Here is a 16,152-nt window from a genome sequence, read left to right as displayed (position 1 = left end):
ATGCCGACTGCCGCCCGATGGAAAGCGGTTCCGCCGTCAGCGCAGCAAATGACCGGACTTGTCGCGCTTGGTGGCGAGGTAGCGGGCATTGTGCGGATTGTCGGGCAGCTGGTGGGGCACGCGCTCGGTCACCTGAACCCCTGCGGCTTCCAGCGCCACGACCTTGCGCAGGTTGTTGGTCATCAACCGCACCTCGCCGATGCCGAGCAGGTCGAGCATGCGTGCGGCGGTGGCGAAATCGCGCGCTTCGTCCGGCAGGCCCAGCCGCTGATTTGCTTCCACCGTGTCGAAGCCCATGTCCTGCAGGCGGTAGGCGCGCAACTTGTTGACCAGCCCGATGCCGCGTCCCTCCTGGCGCAGGTAAAGGAGTACGCCCCAGCCGCCCGCCCGCGCGGTGTCCGCCATCGCGTGGAGGGCGGCATCAAGCTGCGGCCCGCAATCGCATTTCAGGCTGGCAAGGACGTCGCCTGTTAGGCACTCCGAATGCAGGCGGACCAGCGGCGCCTGTCCGCTCGGCTCGCCGATCACCAGCGCCACATGTTCCCGCATGTCGTCGGCCTTGCGGAAGGCGACGATCTCGGCATCCTCCGCCGCGCTCACGGGCAGGCGGGCGCGGGTCGCGATGAACAGGCGGCCGGCTTCGGCCAGCGCATCGAGGTCGCTGGCCGCCACCGGCTGGGCCTCGCCCGCTTTTTCGGGATCGACCATGAAGGCGGGCAGGATGCCTGCGATCCGTGCAAGCTCCATCGCCGCGCGCGCATCCTGTGCCCATTCCATCGGGAGCGCGCGAAAGGGGCCTTTCAGCGGGGCGGCTAGGTCGAGCGAGGGATCGGCGATCGGGAGCGCGCTGCGCAGGTCGAAGCCGTCCGCGCCCTCTATCAGCGCGGGGGCTTCGGGTGAGGCGGCCTCGCGCTGGTTGGCAAGCTTCAGCGTCACCGCCCGCGCGTGCGACACCAGCATCCGGGCGGAACGTGCGGCAGGGGCGACGGCGGTTTCCACGGGCAGCAACACCGGCCCGCCATTGAAAGCGATCGGCCACCCGTGGCGCAGCGCGTCGACCGCCTGCGCCGCCCGGCGCGAGGCCGAGGGGCCGCTGCCGGTCAGAGAGTGAACTCCGTAATGACCGGGATATGGTCGGACGGCTTTTCCCACCCGCGCGCATCTTCGCGCAGGCGATGGCCGGTCGCCTGTTTCGCCAGATCCGGGCTCGCCCACATGTGATCGAGGCGGCGGCCACGGTCGTTCGCCGTGTGGTCGCGATTGCGATAGCTCCACCAGGTGTAATAGCGCTCCGGATCCAGGATGTGCTCGCGCCCGATATCGGTCCAGCCGTGCGCATCCTTGAACCGTTGCAGCGTCTCCACCTCGATCGGCGTGTGGCTGACGACCTTGAGCAGCTGCTTGTGGTTCCACACATCGCTTTCGAGCGGCGCGATGTTGAAATCGCCGACGATCAGCGTGGGCCGGTCGATGGCATCGGCCCAGCGCGTCATGCGGCCGAGGAAGTCGAGCTTCTGGCCGAACTTGGGGTTTTTCTCCCGGTCCGGCTCGTCCCCGCCTGCGGGGATATAGACGTTCTCGATCACCACGCCCTTCGCCGGGCCTTCGGTCAGTTCCACCCCCACGTGGCGCGCTTCGCCGTTGTCCTGCCAGTCGTGGCGGGAGAATTCGGCGAGCGGGATTTTGCTGACCGTGGCGACGCCGTGGTATCCCTTCTGCCCGTGCACCGCCATGTGTTCGTAACCCGCAGCGCGGAAGGCGTCGTAGGGGAACAGGTGCTCCTCGCACTTGATTTCCTGCAGGCACAGCACGTCAGGCGCTTCCTCTTGCAGGAACCGCTCGACGATGGGCATCCGAAGGCGGACGGAATTGATGTTCCAGGTAGCGACTGAGACCATGCGCGCGTGGTTAGGCAACGCCGGCGAAAGGCACAACCACCTTCAAAAACAATAAACCCCCATCCCGGGGGCATTGGGATGGGGGTCCACTGTGCGTTCGTCACGCTTGTGCAAGACGGTACCGAAGATTGGCAGGCAACAGGGGGGAAACCCGCCAGGAATGCCGTCTTGAGTTTTGTAAATTAACGACACGACGCTGACAGACGGATGAACGAAGCCTGCGGATTACCGCGTATTTCGTGCATCTGGCGGACGAAGCGAGTGCCCCTAGCGACGACCCGAGCGGCGCGGGTCGGTGTAGGTGAACGTACGGTCCGACACGCTCATCCCGTAGCGCTGATTCGTCAGCCGCACGGTGGTGCGCTTGTTCTGCGAATCGAGCGCGACCCAGCTGACGAGCTCCAGCCCGCCCGGCGCGCTTGCCTTCTTCACGAAGACCAGCGTGATGGTGCCGAATTCGGGCTTGCTCGAATCCTTGACCTCGACGCTAAGCACGTTCGGGTTGCCGGTCGACTTCATGGTACCATAGCGCTTCACGTCGCGGCTGGGATCGAGCAGGGCGCCCAGCGGGCTGTCGCTGATCGGCCAGCGTTCGACCTGGCGGACTTCGTAATCGACCAGCGTCATCGCCTTGCCGTCGGACACGATCAGCAGCGGCACGCCTTCTTCGTACTGGAAGCGGATGCGGCCCGGGCGCTTCAGCGTGAGCACGCCGGACACGCGCTGGCCGTTGCGATCGGCCTGCGTGAAATTGGCCTTCATCGTGGTGATGCCGCGCAGGGCGGCGACCACCTGGTCGATCTGGGAGGCCTGCTGTGCATGGGCAGCCTGGGGGAGTGCCAGGTAGGCTGCGGGAGCGGATGCAACGCCGAAAGCCGCAAGAATCGCGGCCAGGCGGGTATTGCTGAAGAGTTTTCTGGTCATGCCCGTATCCTTAGGAATTCGGGCTTGAACTCGCACTGAACTGCCCGAGTTCCCACCGTTAATCTTGGCACGCGATCCTGCCAACGAAAGGGTGGCTTACTTGATCTTCGCTTCCTTGAACTCGACGTGCTTGCGCACGACGGGGTCGTACTTGCGGAAGGTCATCTTCTCGGTCGTGTTGCGCGGGTTCTTGCGCGTGACGTAGAAGAAGCCGGTGTCGGCGGTGGAGACCAGCTTGATCTTGACGGTTGCAGGCTTCGCCATGGCGTGTTCCTAAGTTTCCTGGTGGGCCATCGCATTGGCCAAAAAACGACAGGCGGCGCGCGAGGGCACCGCCAGTTCGGGCGCGCAATTGGGTGATTCCGGCGCGAAAGTCAAGCGCGAAGGGAGGCCGGAAAGGCAGCTATGGCCCTACCAGTCCACCTTGCCCCGCCGCGCCTTGATCTCCCCGCGTTCCTTCTTCGCCTTCAGGCGCTGGGTCTTGCCGACCCGGTTGAGGCGGGTGCGCGCGCGCCGCTTGGGTGGGGTCATCGCTTCGGTCAGCAGGTCTTCCAGCTTGTCGCGCGCTTCGCCCCGGTTGGCATCCTGCGTCCGGTGGCTCCGTGCGGTGACGAGGATTTCGCCCGCATCGGTCAGCTTGCTTCCGGCAATGTTCTGCAGGCGGCGGAAGGCAAATTGCGGCAGGCGTAGCGCATAGGCGTTGACCCGCAACTGCACCGTGGTGGCGACCTTGTTGGCGTTCTGCCCGCCGGGACCGCTGCCGGCGAGGAAGGCCTCCTCCGCCAGCGCATGGGCGCGGGCGATGACGGCCTCTTTCTCCGCATCGGTCACGGCGGCGTCACACGGCGACGCCGAGCGCCGTGAAATCGGCGGGGAGCGGCGCGCGGGCAAGGATGGGCGTCTTGCCTTCGTGCGTCACTTCCAGCGATTCGGCGTGCAACATCGTGCGCGGCGCGTCCTTGCCGCTGCCCCCGGTTGTACCATAGACCGGATCGCCGAGCAGCGCGGCACCGAGTCCTGCGAGCGCATGGATGCGGATCTGGTGCGTGCGCCCAGTCACTGGCCGAAAGCGGACGATCGAGAAGGGACCGGCGGCGCTCTCGCCGCGTCCGATCCGCTCCCAATGGGTGATCGAAGGCTTGCCTTTCTTCGCCGCGATCATGCGCCAGCCGCGCTCTGCCGAGCTTACCTTGGCGAGCGCCAGCTCGATCGTGCCGTCGTCCTCCGTCAGTTCCCCGGCGACGAGGCCGATATAGCTCTTGGCGACCTGCCGCTCTTCGAAAGCGCGGTTGAAGCGCTTCAGCGCCTTGGGATTGCGGGCCAGCAGCAGGCAGCCCGACGTATCGGTATCCAGCCGGTGAACCGCGACCGGCGGCCGCTGGAATCCCAGCTTTAGATCCTCGAGATAATCCTCGAGCGAGGCGCCGCCCTTGCGCGGACGCTCGATGGAAAGACCGGCGGGCTTGTCGATGACCAGCGCCTCGCCGTCTTCATAAACGATGGTAGGCGCGGTCATGCGCCGATCAGCCGGGCAGGCATCAGGCCGCGCAAGGCGTTGCCGAGGAAGAACCCTTCGGCAAGGTCGTCCAGCTTCACTTCGCCTTCGTCCGCCCGCCCGCTGTCGAGGAGGGAGCGGCGCAGGACGCCCGGCAGCAGGCCGAGCTCCGCGCGCGGCGTAGTCAGGGTGTCGCCGCGCTGCACGAACAGGCTGGTCCAGCTGCCTTCGGTAAGGAGGCCGTCGTCGCGCAGGAACAGCGCCTCGTGCGCCCCTGCCTCGCGCGCCACCTCCAGCGCATCTTCGTAGAAGCCCCGGTCCGACGTCTTGTGCCTCAGCCGCCAGTCCTCGCTCGCCACCGGCATGGGCAGGACCACGCACAGGGCAGGATCCGGCAGGCTTTCGGGCAGGGGTCCGGCCTCCAGCGCGATGGAGCCGCGGCGCGAGGCGACGAGGCGGAGCTTCGCCGGGTCCTCCAGCTCGAAACACAGCGCCTGGATCTGGTTGCGCGCGGCATGGCGGTCGAACCCGAAGCCGAGCTGCTCCGCGCTCGACTTGATCCGTTCGAGGTGGAGTTCGAGCAGCGGGATGCCCTTTTCGGGATCGAACCGCATGGTTTCGATCAGGTCGGCGCCGTTCGCGCCGCTTTCCGCCGAAACCTGCCTCACGAAATTCCCCTTCACCATGGCCTCGCGCCATTCCCCCTGCGCCTCGCTGTCGGCCACGATCGCGCCGCCGACGCCGAGGACGGCGCGCCCGCTGCCATTTTCCTCCGGCGTCAGGCGCAGCGTGCGGATTGCCACATTGAACGCGGCGTTGCCATGCCCTTTGCCATCGGGGGGTGCAATCCGCCCGATCGCCCCGCAATAGGGCCCGCGCGCATCGCGTTCCCTATCGGCGAGCAACTCCATCGCGCGGATTTTCGGCGCGCCGGTAATCGAACCGCAGGGAAACAATGCGCGTACGAGATCGGCGGGCGTGTGCCCGTCCGCCAGCGTGGCGGTGACCGTGCTCACCATCTGATGGACGCTGGGATAGGTTTCGATGGCAAAGGGTTTGTCCACTTGCACGCTGCCCGGCTGTGCCACGCGCGACAAATCGTTGCGGAGCAGGTCGACGATCATCAAGTTCTCGGCCCGGTCCTTCTCGCTTCCCGCCAAGTCCCGGCGCAGCGCGGCATCGGCTTCGGGTGTCGTGCCGCGCGGGCGGGTGCCCTTCATCGGCTTGGTCCGCGCCTGTGCGCCTTTCAGCGACACGAACAGCTCGGGCGAGAAGCTCAGCAGCCAGTGCGACCCGTCGTATATCACCCCGCCGTAACCGGCCCGCGCATTGGCGCGCAGCGCGGCGTAGAGCGCCAGCGGCTCGCCCGAGTAGCTTCCCGCGAGCGGCAGGGTCAGATTGGCCTGGTAGATGTCGCCCGCGCGGATCGCTTCCTGCAGCGCGGCAAAGGCCTGTTCGTAAGCGCCCTGCGACAAGGCTGGCTCCATCGGACCTATGCGCGCCGGGCCGGCACCGAGCCAGTCCGGCACCGCGTCCGCGGCGATACTCTCCGGTCCATCGAACGCGCCGAGCCATACCAGCGGTCCTGCAGCGCCCGTCAGGCGGTCGGCCAGCGGGGCCAGCCGCGGCTCCAGCGCAAGACCCGCTTCATAGGCGATATAGCCCGCCAGATGCGCGCCCGCCTGGCGCGCCGCTTCCGCCTCTGCCAGCACGCCATCCACGTCGGCCGCACGCCGCGCCACGAAGATGCGCGACGGCGCGCGGTACAGCTGCGCATCCGCCGCGCCTGCTGCGCGCGCATCGTCGAGAAGGACGAAAGGCTCCATGCGCGCCAGCCCTAGCGCCTTTGCTGCCCAAGTCTATCTTGACCCGCCGCGCGCGCTTCCCGAAACAGCGCCGTCATCAATCACGGGAAGGCGGCTGGAATGGGCGAGATTTTCATCGGGCTTGGCGCCAACGGGGAGCGACAGGTCCTGCGCATGGGACAGGCGAACCGCCACGGCCTGATCGCCGGCGCGACCGGCACGGGCAAGACAGTGACGCTGCAGGGCCTGGCCGAGAGTTTTTCCGCCGCCGGCGTACCCGTCTTCGTCGCCGACGTGAAAGGCGACCTCGCCGGCATCTCCATGCCCGGCAGCCCGCAGTTCAAACACGCCGACAAGCTGGAAAGCCGGGCGAAGGAACTGGGCATGGACGACTATGCCTATTCCGATAATCCCGCGGTGTTCTGGGACCTCTACGGCGAGAACGGCCACCCGATCCGCACCACGGTTTCGGAAATGGGTCCGCTTCTGCTCGCCCGTCTGATGGATTTGAACGAGACGCAGGAAGGCGTGCTCAACATCGTCTTCCGCTTCGCCGACGACGAGGGGCTGTTGCTGCTCGACCTCGAAGATTTGCGCTCCATGCTGGTCTACACGGCGGAACATGCGAAGGAGTTGACGACCAAATACGGCAATGTGTCGAAGCAGAGCATCGGGGCGATCCAGCGCTCGCTGCTGAGCCTGGAAAGCCAGGGCGCGGACATGTTCTTCGGCGAGCCTGCTCTGGAAATCGACGATTTCATCAAGCTGGACGAGCAGGGGCGCGGCAACATCAATGTCCTCGCGGCGGAAAAGCTGATGCGCAGCCCCAAGCTTTACGCCACCTTCCTGCTGTGGCTGCTGGCCGAATTGTTCGAGACGCTGCCCGAAGTGGGCGACCCCGAGAAGCCGAAGCTCGTGTTCTTCTTCGACGAGGCGCACCTGCTGTTCGACGACGCGCCCAAGGCGCTGGAGGAGAAGATCGAACAGGTCGTGCGCCTGATCCGTTCGAAGGGGGTGGGCGTTTATTTCGTCACCCAGAACCCGATCGACATCCCGGAAGAAGTGGCCGGCCAGCTCGGCAACCGGGTGCAGCACGCGCTGCGGGCCTTCACGCCCAAGGACAAGAAGGCGATCAAGGCGGCCGCCGACACGTTCCGGATCAATCCCGACCTCGACGTGGAGCAGGCGATTACCGAACTGCGCGTCGGCGAGGCGCTGGTCAGCACTTTGCAGGAAGACGGCGCGCCGTCGGTGGTGCAGCGGACGCTGGTGAAGCCGCCGCGCTCGCGCCTCGGCCCGGTGACGGCCAAGGAACGCGCGATCATCAAGTCGATCAGCCCGGTGGAAGGCAAGTACGACAGCGCGGTCGACCGCGAAAGCGCTGCCGAAGTGCTGGAGCAGAAGGCCGCCGATGCCGCCGCGACCGCCGAACAAGTGGAAAAGGTCGGCAAGGCGGAAGTCGCCAAGGAAGCGCGCAAGTCGCCGACGATGTGGGAGAAGGCGGGCAAGAGCGCGGCCCGCGCGGCGGCCGGCTCGATGGCCTCCATTGCCGTGGCCACCGTGCTGGGCCGCAAGTCGAGCGCCGATCCGCTGCGGACCGGGGCGACCGCTTTCGTGCGCAATATCCTCGGCGGGCTGATGCGTTAGGGTTTCCCCTGCGGCATCGCCCCCCCGGAATCGACTACTGCGCCATCACCCACGCGGCCACTTCGGCAATCGCGCGCGGCTGGCCCGCCTGGCGTTCCGCAATCGCATCGAGCGCCTGGTTCACCGGGCGCTGCGCGTCGGGGGACAGCGAGTCGCGATAGGCCTCGATCCGGGCGATGGTGGCCGGATCGCGCGCGCCGTAGAACAGGCGGGCGTAGAAGCCCGAGCGCCCGCTGTTGTCGACCAGCGCGTCGATCGTCGCCCGGTTGTCGAGCACGAAGTTCGCGGCGAGGTCGCCGTTGCTCTGGGCCACCGACCCGGCGAGCTGCGCAGCCACCGTCAGCGGCACTTCACCGCTGAGCGCCAGTTGCAGCGTGCGACGCGCCAGCGCCTCGTCTTCCGCCGCGCCGAGCAGGTTATAGTAGGTGCGCTGCTCCGCGGTGTTGGTGCTTTCGCTCGCCAGCTTCAGCAGCAATTCCCACTGCTCCGGCGTCGCCTTGCTGGCGACAATGCCCAGCCAGCGCGACTTGAGCGGGCCGTCGAGCGCGGCAGGGTTCGAGGCGAGCAGGGCGAAGCGCCGGCTGGCTTCCGCCTGTACGCTTTCGTCGCCGGCCGCGGCCATGATGCCGAGCAGGGTGGAGCGCAGGTTCGATTCCGGGATCGTTTCATCCGGCGACGGTTCGTAACCGAGCGAATTGAGCACCGGGCGGAAACGGGCGCGGATGAGGCCGGCCAGCTTGGCAGCCGCAGCGTCCTGCCCGCCACTCTTGAGCAAGCCGTGATAGCCGCCCCAGTCGCCCGCCGTGGTCTGGAGCACGACCGGATTGGCATCGACCGGCATGGCGGCCAGCAGGTCGAGCGCAGGCGCATAGCCCTGGTAACCGCCAATTCCCAGCGCCTGCGCATCGGCGATCATGCCGAGCTGGTCGATGGGTTCCTGCCGCCGCATCGAAGCCGCCAGCTTCGCTTGCTCGGCAGCAGGGTAGAGCGTGCGGAAATAGCCGAGCTGGCCGGCGTTGAGTTCCACCGTGCCGCACCCGTCGAGCGTGTAGGTCGCGCTCTGTTCGCCGAACACGCGGCGCTGAGGCGCGGCGCCGTCGATGGAAATCAGCAGGGGGATGCGCCAGTCCGGTGCAGCCTCGGTCACGCCCGACCAGTCGCCACGGCGGTATTCGCCTTGGCTGACCGCCAGCGTGGTCTTGCCGCCGCTGCAGGTGGCGCTGTTCAGCGTGACCAGCGGAATGCCGGCCTTGGTGGTGAAATCGCGCGCGACATCGACGAGGCCGGTCGCGCCCGCTTCTTCCACCGCGCGCCACAGGTCCTCGCTCACCGTATTGCCGTACTGGTGGCGTGCCATGTAGCGGCGGATGCCGTCGCGCCACACGTCCTCGCCGGCAAAGGCTTCGAACATGGAAATCACCGCCTCGCCTTTCGAATAGGTGATCTGGTCGAAGGCCTGGTTGGTCTGTTCGACCGTGCGGATTTCCTGGATCACCGGGTGGGTGGTGGGGAAGGCGTCGAGCCGCATGGCGCTTTCGCGGGCACCGACCCGGCCCAGCAGCGGGTACCAGTCCGGATTGAACCGCGCCGTGGTCTTGGTTTCCATCCAGCTGGCGAACCCTTCGTTCAGCCACAAATCGTCCCACCACGCCATGGTGACGATGTTGCCGAACCACTGGTGAGCGACCTCGTGCGCCTGGACGGCGTAGATCGACTGCTTGGTGGAGGCGGTGGAATTGGCCGGATCGAAAAGCAGGATGCTTTCGAAGGTCAGGATGCTGCCCCAGTTCTCCATTGCGCCGAAGAACTGGCTGCTGCCGGGCGCGGCGACGTTGTCCAGCTTGGGCAGCGGGTAGTCGACGCCGAAATAGTCGTTGAACCAGCCGTTGAGCGGGGTCAGCGATTCCAGGGCATAGCGCGCCTGTTCGCCGCTGCCCGCAGGCGAAACGATGCCGGTGACCGTCCCGTCGGCGGCGGTGTCGGTGATCCGTTCGAAATCGCCCAGCGCGAAGAACAGCAGGTAGCTCGACATCTTCGGGCTGGTGTCGAACGTGACGCGCTTCAGCGCGCCCATCGGCTCTTCCGATTTCACCGGCATGTTGCCGACCGCCATCATGTTCGCGGGCACATCGGCGGAAAGGTCGAACGTCGCCTTGTAGCTAGGCTCGTCGAACATCGGGGCGAAGCGGCGCGCGTCGGGCGCTTCGAACTGGGTGAACAGGCTGCGCGTCGGCTCGCCCGTGCGCTTGTCCGGGTAATCGAGCGCGAACAGGCCGTTTGCCTGCTGGTTGATCGTGCCGGTGTAAACCGTGTCGAAGCGATAGCGCCCCGGCTGGATGGTCGTGCCGTCGGAGAAGCTGACGGTCTGCTTTTCGGCATCGAACGCCTGTTTGAAGTCCGACCGCGTGCCGCCCGCGTGATTGTAAAGCCAGGCTTCGGAAATCTCGAGGTCGTTGGCGTGGAGGACCAGCGCGTCGATCGGCTCGAACACTTCCAGTTCGATCGAACCGCGCCCGGCAAAGGTCAGGTTGGCGATGTCGGGCACGATGTGGATGCGATAGTGGCTAGGGGCCGCGCCGCGCGGCAGGTCGCTGGGGATGCTGGCGGCGAGCGGCTGCGGGCCGACCGCTTCAGGCGTCGCGGGGTAGGGAGTATAGGCGGGAACGGTGGCGCAGGCCGACAAAGCCAGCGCGCTTGAAAGGGCGATCAAGGATATACGCATGTGTGGGCTCCCCCGGATATGTATGGCGCGCAATATCACCCGCCGGGCGCGCGAGCGAGCGATTACAGCGGGATGCGAAGCCGTGCGTCGAGACCGGACGGCATTTCGTCGGTCGCGGGGCGGTTCGCGAGCGTCAGCGCTCCGCCGTGCTGCTGCGCGATGGCACGCGCCAGGGTGAGGCCCAGGCCCGCGCCGCCCGTGTCGCGGTTGCGCGAAGCTTCGCCGCGGCGGAAGGGCTCCAGCATCGCGGCCATGTCCTCATCGGGGATGCCGGGCCCGTCGTCGGACACGGTGAACAGCGCCTCGCCGCCTTCGCGGACGAGCGACAGCCGCACATTGTCGGCGTAGCGTAAGCCATTACCGACGAGGTTGCGCAGCGCGCGCCTGAGCCACGTGGCGCGCGCCGGGGCGGCCATGCGCGCGGTTTCGCCCAGTGTCACGGGCTCGCCCATATCCTCGTATTCCTCGACCAGCGCGGCGGCGAGGGCGGACAGCTCGATCCGCTCCGCCGCGTCGGTCGGCCGGCCCACGCGGGCCAGCGTCAGTATGTCGTCGAGCGACCGGGCGATATCCTCGATACTGGCGGCCATTTTGGCGCGCGCAGCCTCGTTCTCGACGCTTTCGATGCGGACGCGCAGCGCGGCGAGCGGGGTCTTGAGATCGTGCCCGATCGCGCCGAGCATCACGTCCTTCTCGTCGAGCAGGGCGACGATCCGGCTTTCCAGCGCATTGTGCGCGGCGATCAGGCGGCGGCTCTCGTCCGGGCCGGCGGGTTCGAGCGGCGCGGCGGCGGACTGGCTGCGGGCGAAATCCTCCACCCGGGCTGTCAGGCCGCGCAGGGGCCCGACGATGCGGCGCAGGACCAGCCAGAGGATGCCGATGAGGACGAGGTAGAGGACAAGGGTTTGCAGCAGGATCGCCCCCAGCGCGCCGCCCGGCCGTTCAGGCACGGGGACGCGGGCCTGCAGCCATGTGTCGCTGCCCTGCGGCAGGATGGAAATGACGGCGAGCCGCTCGGGCAGCGGGCGCCGGGCGGCAAGGCGCGGGCGGTCCTGGATGAACCGGCGCGCGAGCGGGTCGGCGGTGGTTTCGACGATCTGCGCGCGCAGGTCGGTGACGGCGATGGCCTGCGCGTCGAGGCTGTCGCGGACGGCATTTTCTAGGCGCGGCAGGCGCGGCGCGGCGGGGAATTCCGGCGTTGCCGTTTCGATAATCGCGAACCGGCGCAACCCGCGATCCGATCCGCGCCCGCGGCGGCGTTCGAAACGCTGGGGGCGCTCGTCGCCGATCCGTTCGGCAAGACGCACGGCCACGGTGGTGGCGACAAGCTCGGCGGCGCGCCCTTGCGCCGCGCGATATTGCAGGACGACCGAGATCGACTGCGCCACCAGCAGCGCCAGCGCGACGGCGAGCAGCATCTGGCCGAGCAGGCTGCGGGGCCACAGGCGCACGGCGTTCAGTCCTTCGGTCCGGCCACGCGGCGGACTTCGGCGGCCAGGCGATAGCCACCGCCCCACACCGTCTGGATCAGTTTCGGATCCTTCGGGTCTACCTCCATCTTCCGGCGCAGGCGGCTGACCTGGTTGTCGACCGCGCGGTCGAAGGCATGGGCTTCGCGCCCCTTGACCATTTCGAGAAGCCGGTCGCGGTGCATGACTTGGCGCGGATGCTCGAGAAGGACGGTAAGGAGGCGGAATTCGGTCGTGCTGATCGGCACGGTCGCGCCGTCCGGATCGGTCAGGCGCTGCTTCAGCGGGTCGAGCTGCCAGCCTTCAAATTCGTAACGCGCCGTCTCGCCGGCATCGGCATCCTCGGCGCTGCGCCCCGCGCGGCGGAGGACGGAGCGGATGCGGGCGACCAGTTCGCGCGGCTCGAACGGCTTGGTGACATAATCGTCCGCGCCGATCTCCAGCCCGACGATGCGGTCGGTCGCCTCGCCCTTGGCGGTCAGCAATATGGTCGGCAGGTCCTGCGCTTCGATCAGGTGACGCGTCAGCGACAGCCCGTCCTCGCCCGGCATCATGATATCGACCAGCGCGATGTCGGCGCGCCCTTCCAGCAGGCGCGAGCGGGCGGCGGCGGCGCTGTCCGCCTCGGTCACGACAAACCCCTGGCCGGTGAGATACTCGGCCAGGGGTTCGCGCAGGGTCCGCTCGTCATCGACGAGCAGGACCCGGACGGGTGCGTCTTCGCTCAATTGCCGCGGCGCTGCTGGCGCGTTTCGCGCATCGCGGCGCGGGCGGACTGCTTCTCGGCCGCGGTGACGACGCCGTTGCTGTCGGCATCCGCGCGGTCGAAGCGGGCGAGGGCGGCGGCCTGGAATTCGGCCTGCGAGATCGCGCCGTTGCCGTCGGTGTCGGCGCGGCGCATCATTGCCATGCCGCCGCGATGGCCGCGGCCTCCGCGCCGGCCCATCCGCTCGCCGCCCTCACCGCGACGTTCGGCGCGCTGTCCGCGGCGTTCAGCATGGTGCGTTTCGAACTCGGTACGGCTGATCATGCCGTCGCCGTTCGCGTCGAGGCGGTCAAACATCTGTCCGGCGCGCGCTTCGCGGTCTTCGGCGTCGAGCACGCCGTCATCGTTGGCGTCCATCTTCGCGAACCGTTCTGCAGTGCGCTCGATCGCTTCGGCGCGGGTCGTGTCGGCGTTGCGGTCTGCGCTCTGGGCGTAGGCGGCGCCGCCGGCCAGAAGGGCGGCGGTGGAGATTGCTATAGTCAGTTTCTTCATGGTCTTGGCTCCTTAGAACAAATCGTAGGAGCTGCGAAGCGCCGGGCCTTCGGGGGAGAGGGAGAGGGGACCGGCCCGGCGACTTCGCAACTCACATTTACCGTTCTAGGGGCGAGGTGTCGCACGAATTTGCCGGGCTGCGGCGAAAGTGTCGCAAAGTGTCGCGGCGCGGGCGCGCCGTTCATCCGGGAGATATTTCGGCAGCGAGCTAGCGGGGCCGATGCTCCGTACCGAGGCCGGAAGTGATGAAGATCGCCGTCGCGCTTTCGGCCACGTCGGCCGTGTGCCACACGCCGGGCTCGTTGATTGCGTATTCTCCGGCGGCCAGCATGACCTGACCGGTTCGCCCATCGGGCCATTCCTGGGTCAGCACCATTGCACCTTCGATGCAGATCACCACTTCGCTACCCGCAGGATGGACTTCCCAGCTGTCCCAGTCCTCGGTGAAGTGGTGCATCGACACGAGTCTGCCTTCGGCCCCGTCCGCGCCATGCCGCTCGCCATAGGCCTCGTACCATTCCATTCCCGCGAAGGTTGGCTGTGGCACGGCGGTGGCGCCAAGGCCGAGGTGGATGAATTCGTCCCCGAGCTTGTGCGCCTTGGCCATCGGTCAGTCCTTTTCCTTCGTCATGCAGAACGCGTTGAGCTTGTTGCCGTCGCGGTCGCGGAAATAGGCGGCGTAGAAGACATTACCGCCTTCGTCCGCATCGCCGCGCGGGCCCGGGGCGCCTTCGTCCGTGCCGCCGTTGCCCAGCGCGATGGCGTGTAGCTTGCGCACCTGTTCCGGCCCGCTGCACTCAAGCGCCACCATCGTGCCGTTGCCGACGCTCGCCTCGTTTCCGTCGAACGGCTGGGTCAGCGCCACGCCCGGCTTGCCGTCCATGTCGCCCCAGGCGATGAACGTGTCGAAATCCATCATCCGCCCGACGCCGAGCTCTTTCGCGATGGCATCGTAGAAGGGCGCGTTGCCCTGCAAATCGTTGGTGCCCAGTGTGACGTAACCGATCATGTGCTTGCTCCTGCCGACTCGCGAACCCTTGCGACTGACGGGAACATTACGCGAACATCAGGCGCGCGGCAAGACAGCCCTGCCCGGGAGAGCACGTCTGCGGTCAGATCGGCTGGCAGGCTTCCTCCAGCCACGCCAGCACATCGCCATCGAGCTGCGGCGCGAGCAGTTCGCGGGTCCGCGCGTGATACGCGTTCCACCAGTCGCGCTCTTCCGGGGTGAGCATTTCCACATCGACCAGCGTGCGGTCGATCGGGGCGAAAGTGGTGGTCTCGAATTCGAGGAAATCGCCGAAATCGCCGCTCTTGTCGCTGGGCTGGATGATGACGAGGTTTTCGATCCGGATGCCGTATTCGCCCGCCTTGTAGAAGCCGGGCTCGTTCGAACAGATCATCCCGCTGCGCAGCGGTTCACCGGTTCCGGCCTGCCCGCCCGCGGGCTTGGCGATACGCTGTGGCCCTTCGTGGACAGCGAGATAGGCGCCGACGCCGTGGCCGGTGCCGTGGGCATAGTCGAGGCCGGCCTGCCACAGGTGCATCCGGGCCAGCGCGTCGAGCTGGCCGCCGGTCGTGCCGTCGGGGAAGACCTGCCGGGCAAGCGCGATGTGCCCCTTGAGCACGCGGGTGAAGCGGTCGACCACTTCGGCGGGCGGCGCGTCGGGGCCGATCCACACGGTGCGGGTGATGTCGGTCGTGCCGTCAGGATACTGGCCGCCCGAATCGCACAGGAAGACGCTGTTCGGTTCGATGGGCAGGTTTGAATTCTCGTCCACCCGGTAATGCGGCAGGGCGGCGTGCGGTCCGGCGGCGGAGATCGTGTCGAAGCTGATGTCTTTCAGGTCCGGATATTCCTTGCGGAAGGCGAGCAGCTGCGCGGCGGCCTTCAGTTCGTCGAGCTCGCCTTTCGGACCCTCGACGGAAAGGAAATGGAGGTACTTGGCAATCGCCGCACCGTCGCGGATCTGCGCGTCGCGCTGGCCCTGCTGCTCGACCGCATTCTTGCGCGCCTTGGGCACGATGGTGGGGTCGCGTTCCGCCACCACGACCGCGCCGCCTTCTTCCAGCGCCTGCGGGATCGCGGCGACCGAGAGGGCGGGATCAACGGCGACGCGCTTGCCCTTCATGTCCTTCAGCGCGCCTTCGAAATCCATCCGCTCGCGAATGCGCACCGCGTTGCCGAGGTGCTGGGTCAGTTCGGGCGAGACCTTCTCGCCGGCGATGAAGAAGTCCGCCGTCCCGTCCGCATGGGCGATGACGTAGGACAGGGTGACTGGCGTGTGCGTCACGTCCTCTCCGCGCAGGTTCAGCAGCCACGCGACGCTGTCGAGCGCGGAGATGACGGTCGCGTCCAGCTTCTCGGCCTTCAGCCACTCGGCGATCTCGGCGCGCTTTTCGGCGCTGGAGCGGCCGGCCAGCTCCGTCTCATAGGGCATGGCCTTGGCGGGGGAGGGCGCGGGGCAATCATCCCACACGGCGTCGATGGGATTGCCGTCCACTTCCACGATCTCGCCGCCCTTGGCCTGCAGCACGGCGTGCACCGCCTTCGCAAAGCCGCGGTCGTGCAGCCACGCGTCGTAGCCGATGCGCGCGCCGTCCTTCGCATTGTCCTTCAGCCACTTCGCGATATTGGTCTGCGGCACGCTTTCGTATTCCCAATGCGCGGGATCGACCTGCTCGCGCACCTGGATGGTGTAGCGGCCGTCGGTGAACATAACCGCGCGGTCCTGCATCACCAGCGCGCTGCCGGCACTGCCCGCAAAGCCGGAAATCCATTCCAGCCGCTGGGCGTAATCGCCGACATACTCGCTCATGTGCTCGTCCGAAATGGGGACGATGAAGCCGTCGAGACCGCGTTTCGCCAGCTCTTCGCGCAGGGCCTCGAGGCGGGCGGCGAGGGTCTGTTCGTCGGGGGTCTTCATCAGCATG

General features: G+C 67.2%; 15 protein-coding genes. 1 reads left to right on the top strand and 14 read right to left on the bottom strand.

Going from position 1 to position 16,152, the window contains the following annotated elements:
* Positions 1–36: 36 nt before the first annotated feature.
* From ribA to pabB, 7 genes are all read right to left on the bottom strand, one after another.
* Complete coding sequence (gene ribA, locus VCJ71_RS08590; RefSeq protein WP_324640909.1) at positions 37–1,104, bottom strand: GTP cyclohydrolase II; 1,068 nt, start codon at positions 1,102–1,104, stop codon at positions 37–39.
* A complete protein-coding gene (locus VCJ71_RS08585; protein WP_324640512.1) occupies positions 1,101–1,898 on the bottom strand; it encodes an exodeoxyribonuclease III in 798 nt (265 codons plus the stop codon). Before VCJ71_RS08585 ends, ribA begins: the two co-directional genes overlap by 4 nt.
* A gap of 267 nt (positions 1,899–2,165) precedes the next feature.
* The gene (locus VCJ71_RS08580) at positions 2,166–2,822 is read right to left on the bottom strand and encodes a LolA family protein (protein ID WP_324640511.1); all 657 of its coding nucleotides are present in this window, start codon (positions 2,820–2,822) and stop codon (positions 2,166–2,168) included.
* A gap of 96 nt (positions 2,823–2,918) precedes the next feature.
* Complete coding sequence (rpmG, locus tag VCJ71_RS08575; RefSeq protein WP_290136235.1) at positions 2,919–3,086, bottom strand: 50S ribosomal protein L33; 168 nt, start codon at positions 3,084–3,086, stop codon at positions 2,919–2,921.
* Between the two features lie 147 nt (positions 3,087–3,233).
* Positions 3,234–3,653 (bottom strand): alternative ribosome rescue aminoacyl-tRNA hydrolase ArfB, encoded by a 420-nt coding sequence (gene arfB / locus VCJ71_RS08570; protein WP_324640509.1) that lies wholly within the window; start codon positions 3,651–3,653, stop codon positions 3,234–3,236.
* Between the two features lie 7 nt (positions 3,654–3,660).
* Positions 3,661–4,338: an RluA family pseudouridine synthase gene (locus VCJ71_RS08565; RefSeq protein WP_324640507.1), complete on the bottom strand. Its 678-nt coding sequence runs from the start codon at positions 4,336–4,338 to the stop codon at positions 3,661–3,663.
* Positions 4,335–6,143 (bottom strand): aminodeoxychorismate synthase component I, encoded by a 1,809-nt coding sequence (pabB, locus tag VCJ71_RS08560; RefSeq protein ID WP_324640506.1) that lies wholly within the window; start codon positions 6,141–6,143, stop codon positions 4,335–4,337. The genes VCJ71_RS08565 and pabB overlap by 4 nt, the downstream gene beginning before the upstream one ends.
* Before the next feature lie 99 nt (positions 6,144–6,242).
* Between pabB and VCJ71_RS08555 the strand changes: the two genes are divergently transcribed.
* Positions 6,243–7,769, top strand: a complete 1,527-nt coding sequence (locus VCJ71_RS08555; protein ID WP_324640505.1) for a helicase HerA-like domain-containing protein — start codon at positions 6,243–6,245, stop codon at positions 7,767–7,769.
* A 34-nt stretch (positions 7,770–7,803) separates the two neighbouring features.
* Here VCJ71_RS08555 and VCJ71_RS08550 read toward each other — a convergent pair whose 3' ends face one another.
* The 7 genes from VCJ71_RS08550 to VCJ71_RS08520 form a co-directional block, all read right to left on the bottom strand.
* Positions 7,804–10,491, bottom strand: a complete 2,688-nt coding sequence (locus VCJ71_RS08550; RefSeq protein WP_324640503.1) for a M1 family metallopeptidase — start codon at positions 10,489–10,491, stop codon at positions 7,804–7,806.
* Positions 10,492–10,553: 62 nt separating this feature from the next.
* Positions 10,554–11,942, bottom strand: coding sequence for a sensor histidine kinase (locus tag VCJ71_RS08545; RefSeq protein WP_324640501.1), 1,389 nt, complete (start codon positions 11,940–11,942; stop codon positions 10,554–10,556).
* Between the two features lie 5 nt (positions 11,943–11,947).
* The gene (locus VCJ71_RS08540) at positions 11,948–12,688 is read right to left on the bottom strand and encodes a response regulator (protein WP_324640500.1); all 741 of its coding nucleotides are present in this window, start codon (positions 12,686–12,688) and stop codon (positions 11,948–11,950) included.
* Complete coding sequence (locus VCJ71_RS08535; protein ID WP_324640498.1) at positions 12,685–13,218, bottom strand: EF-hand domain-containing protein; 534 nt, start codon at positions 13,216–13,218, stop codon at positions 12,685–12,687. The genes VCJ71_RS08540 and VCJ71_RS08535 overlap by 4 nt, the downstream gene beginning before the upstream one ends.
* 208 nt (positions 13,219–13,426) lie before the next feature.
* Positions 13,427–13,825 (bottom strand): cupin, encoded by a 399-nt coding sequence (locus VCJ71_RS08530; protein ID WP_324640497.1) that lies wholly within the window; start codon positions 13,823–13,825, stop codon positions 13,427–13,429.
* Positions 13,826–13,828: 3 nt separating this feature from the next.
* The gene (locus VCJ71_RS08525; RefSeq protein ID WP_324640495.1) at positions 13,829–14,227 is read right to left on the bottom strand and encodes a VOC family protein; all 399 of its coding nucleotides are present in this window, start codon (positions 14,225–14,227) and stop codon (positions 13,829–13,831) included.
* A gap of 103 nt (positions 14,228–14,330) precedes the next feature.
* Positions 14,331–16,151, bottom strand: a complete 1,821-nt coding sequence (locus tag VCJ71_RS08520) for an aminopeptidase P family protein (protein ID WP_324640493.1) — start codon at positions 16,149–16,151, stop codon at positions 14,331–14,333.
* Between the last annotated feature and the right edge of the window lies 1 nt (position 16,152).

The organism is Pseudoblastomonas aquimaris (genome assembly GCF_035481675.1).
Lineage (GTDB): Bacteria > Pseudomonadota > Alphaproteobacteria > Sphingomonadales > Sphingomonadaceae > Alteriqipengyuania_B.
The sequence above is the reverse complement of the archived record's forward strand: the minus strand, read 5'-3'. Positions and strand labels throughout refer to the sequence as shown.

Excerpts from the sequence above, each read along its gene's own strand:
- VCJ71_RS08585 (WP_324640512.1), bottom strand. The coding sequence starts at position 1,898 with ATGGTCTCAGTCGCTACCTGGAACATCAATTCCGTCCGCCTTCGGATG.
- VCJ71_RS08580 (WP_324640511.1), bottom strand. The coding sequence starts at position 2,822 with ATGACCAGAAAACTCTTCAGCAATACCCGCCTGGCCGCGATTCTTGCG.
- rpmG (WP_290136235.1), bottom strand. The coding sequence starts at position 3,086 with ATGGCGAAGCCTGCAACCGTCAAGATCAAGCTGGTCTCCACCGCCGAC.
- VCJ71_RS08565 (WP_324640507.1), bottom strand. The coding sequence starts at position 4,338 with ATGACCGCGCCTACCATCGTTTATGAAGACGGCGAGGCGCTGGTCATC.
- pabB (WP_324640506.1), bottom strand. The coding sequence starts at position 6,143 with ATGGAGCCTTTCGTCCTTCTCGACGATGCGCGCGCAGCAGGCGCGGCG.
- VCJ71_RS08555 (WP_324640505.1), top strand. The coding sequence starts at position 6,243 with ATGGGCGAGATTTTCATCGGGCTTGGCGCCAACGGGGAGCGACAGGTC.
- VCJ71_RS08550 (WP_324640503.1), bottom strand. The coding sequence starts at position 10,491 with ATGCGTATATCCTTGATCGCCCTTTCAAGCGCGCTGGCTTTGTCGGCC.
- VCJ71_RS08535 (WP_324640498.1), bottom strand. The coding sequence starts at position 13,218 with ATGAAGAAACTGACTATAGCAATCTCCACCGCCGCCCTTCTGGCCGGC.
- VCJ71_RS08530 (WP_324640497.1), bottom strand. The coding sequence starts at position 13,825 with ATGGCCAAGGCGCACAAGCTCGGGGACGAATTCATCCACCTCGGCCTT.
- VCJ71_RS08525 (WP_324640495.1), bottom strand. The coding sequence starts at position 14,227 with ATGATCGGTTACGTCACACTGGGCACCAACGATTTGCAGGGCAACGCG.
- VCJ71_RS08520 (WP_324640493.1), bottom strand. The coding sequence starts at position 16,151 with ATGCTGATGAAGACCCCCGACGAACAGACCCTCGCCGCCCGCCTCGAG.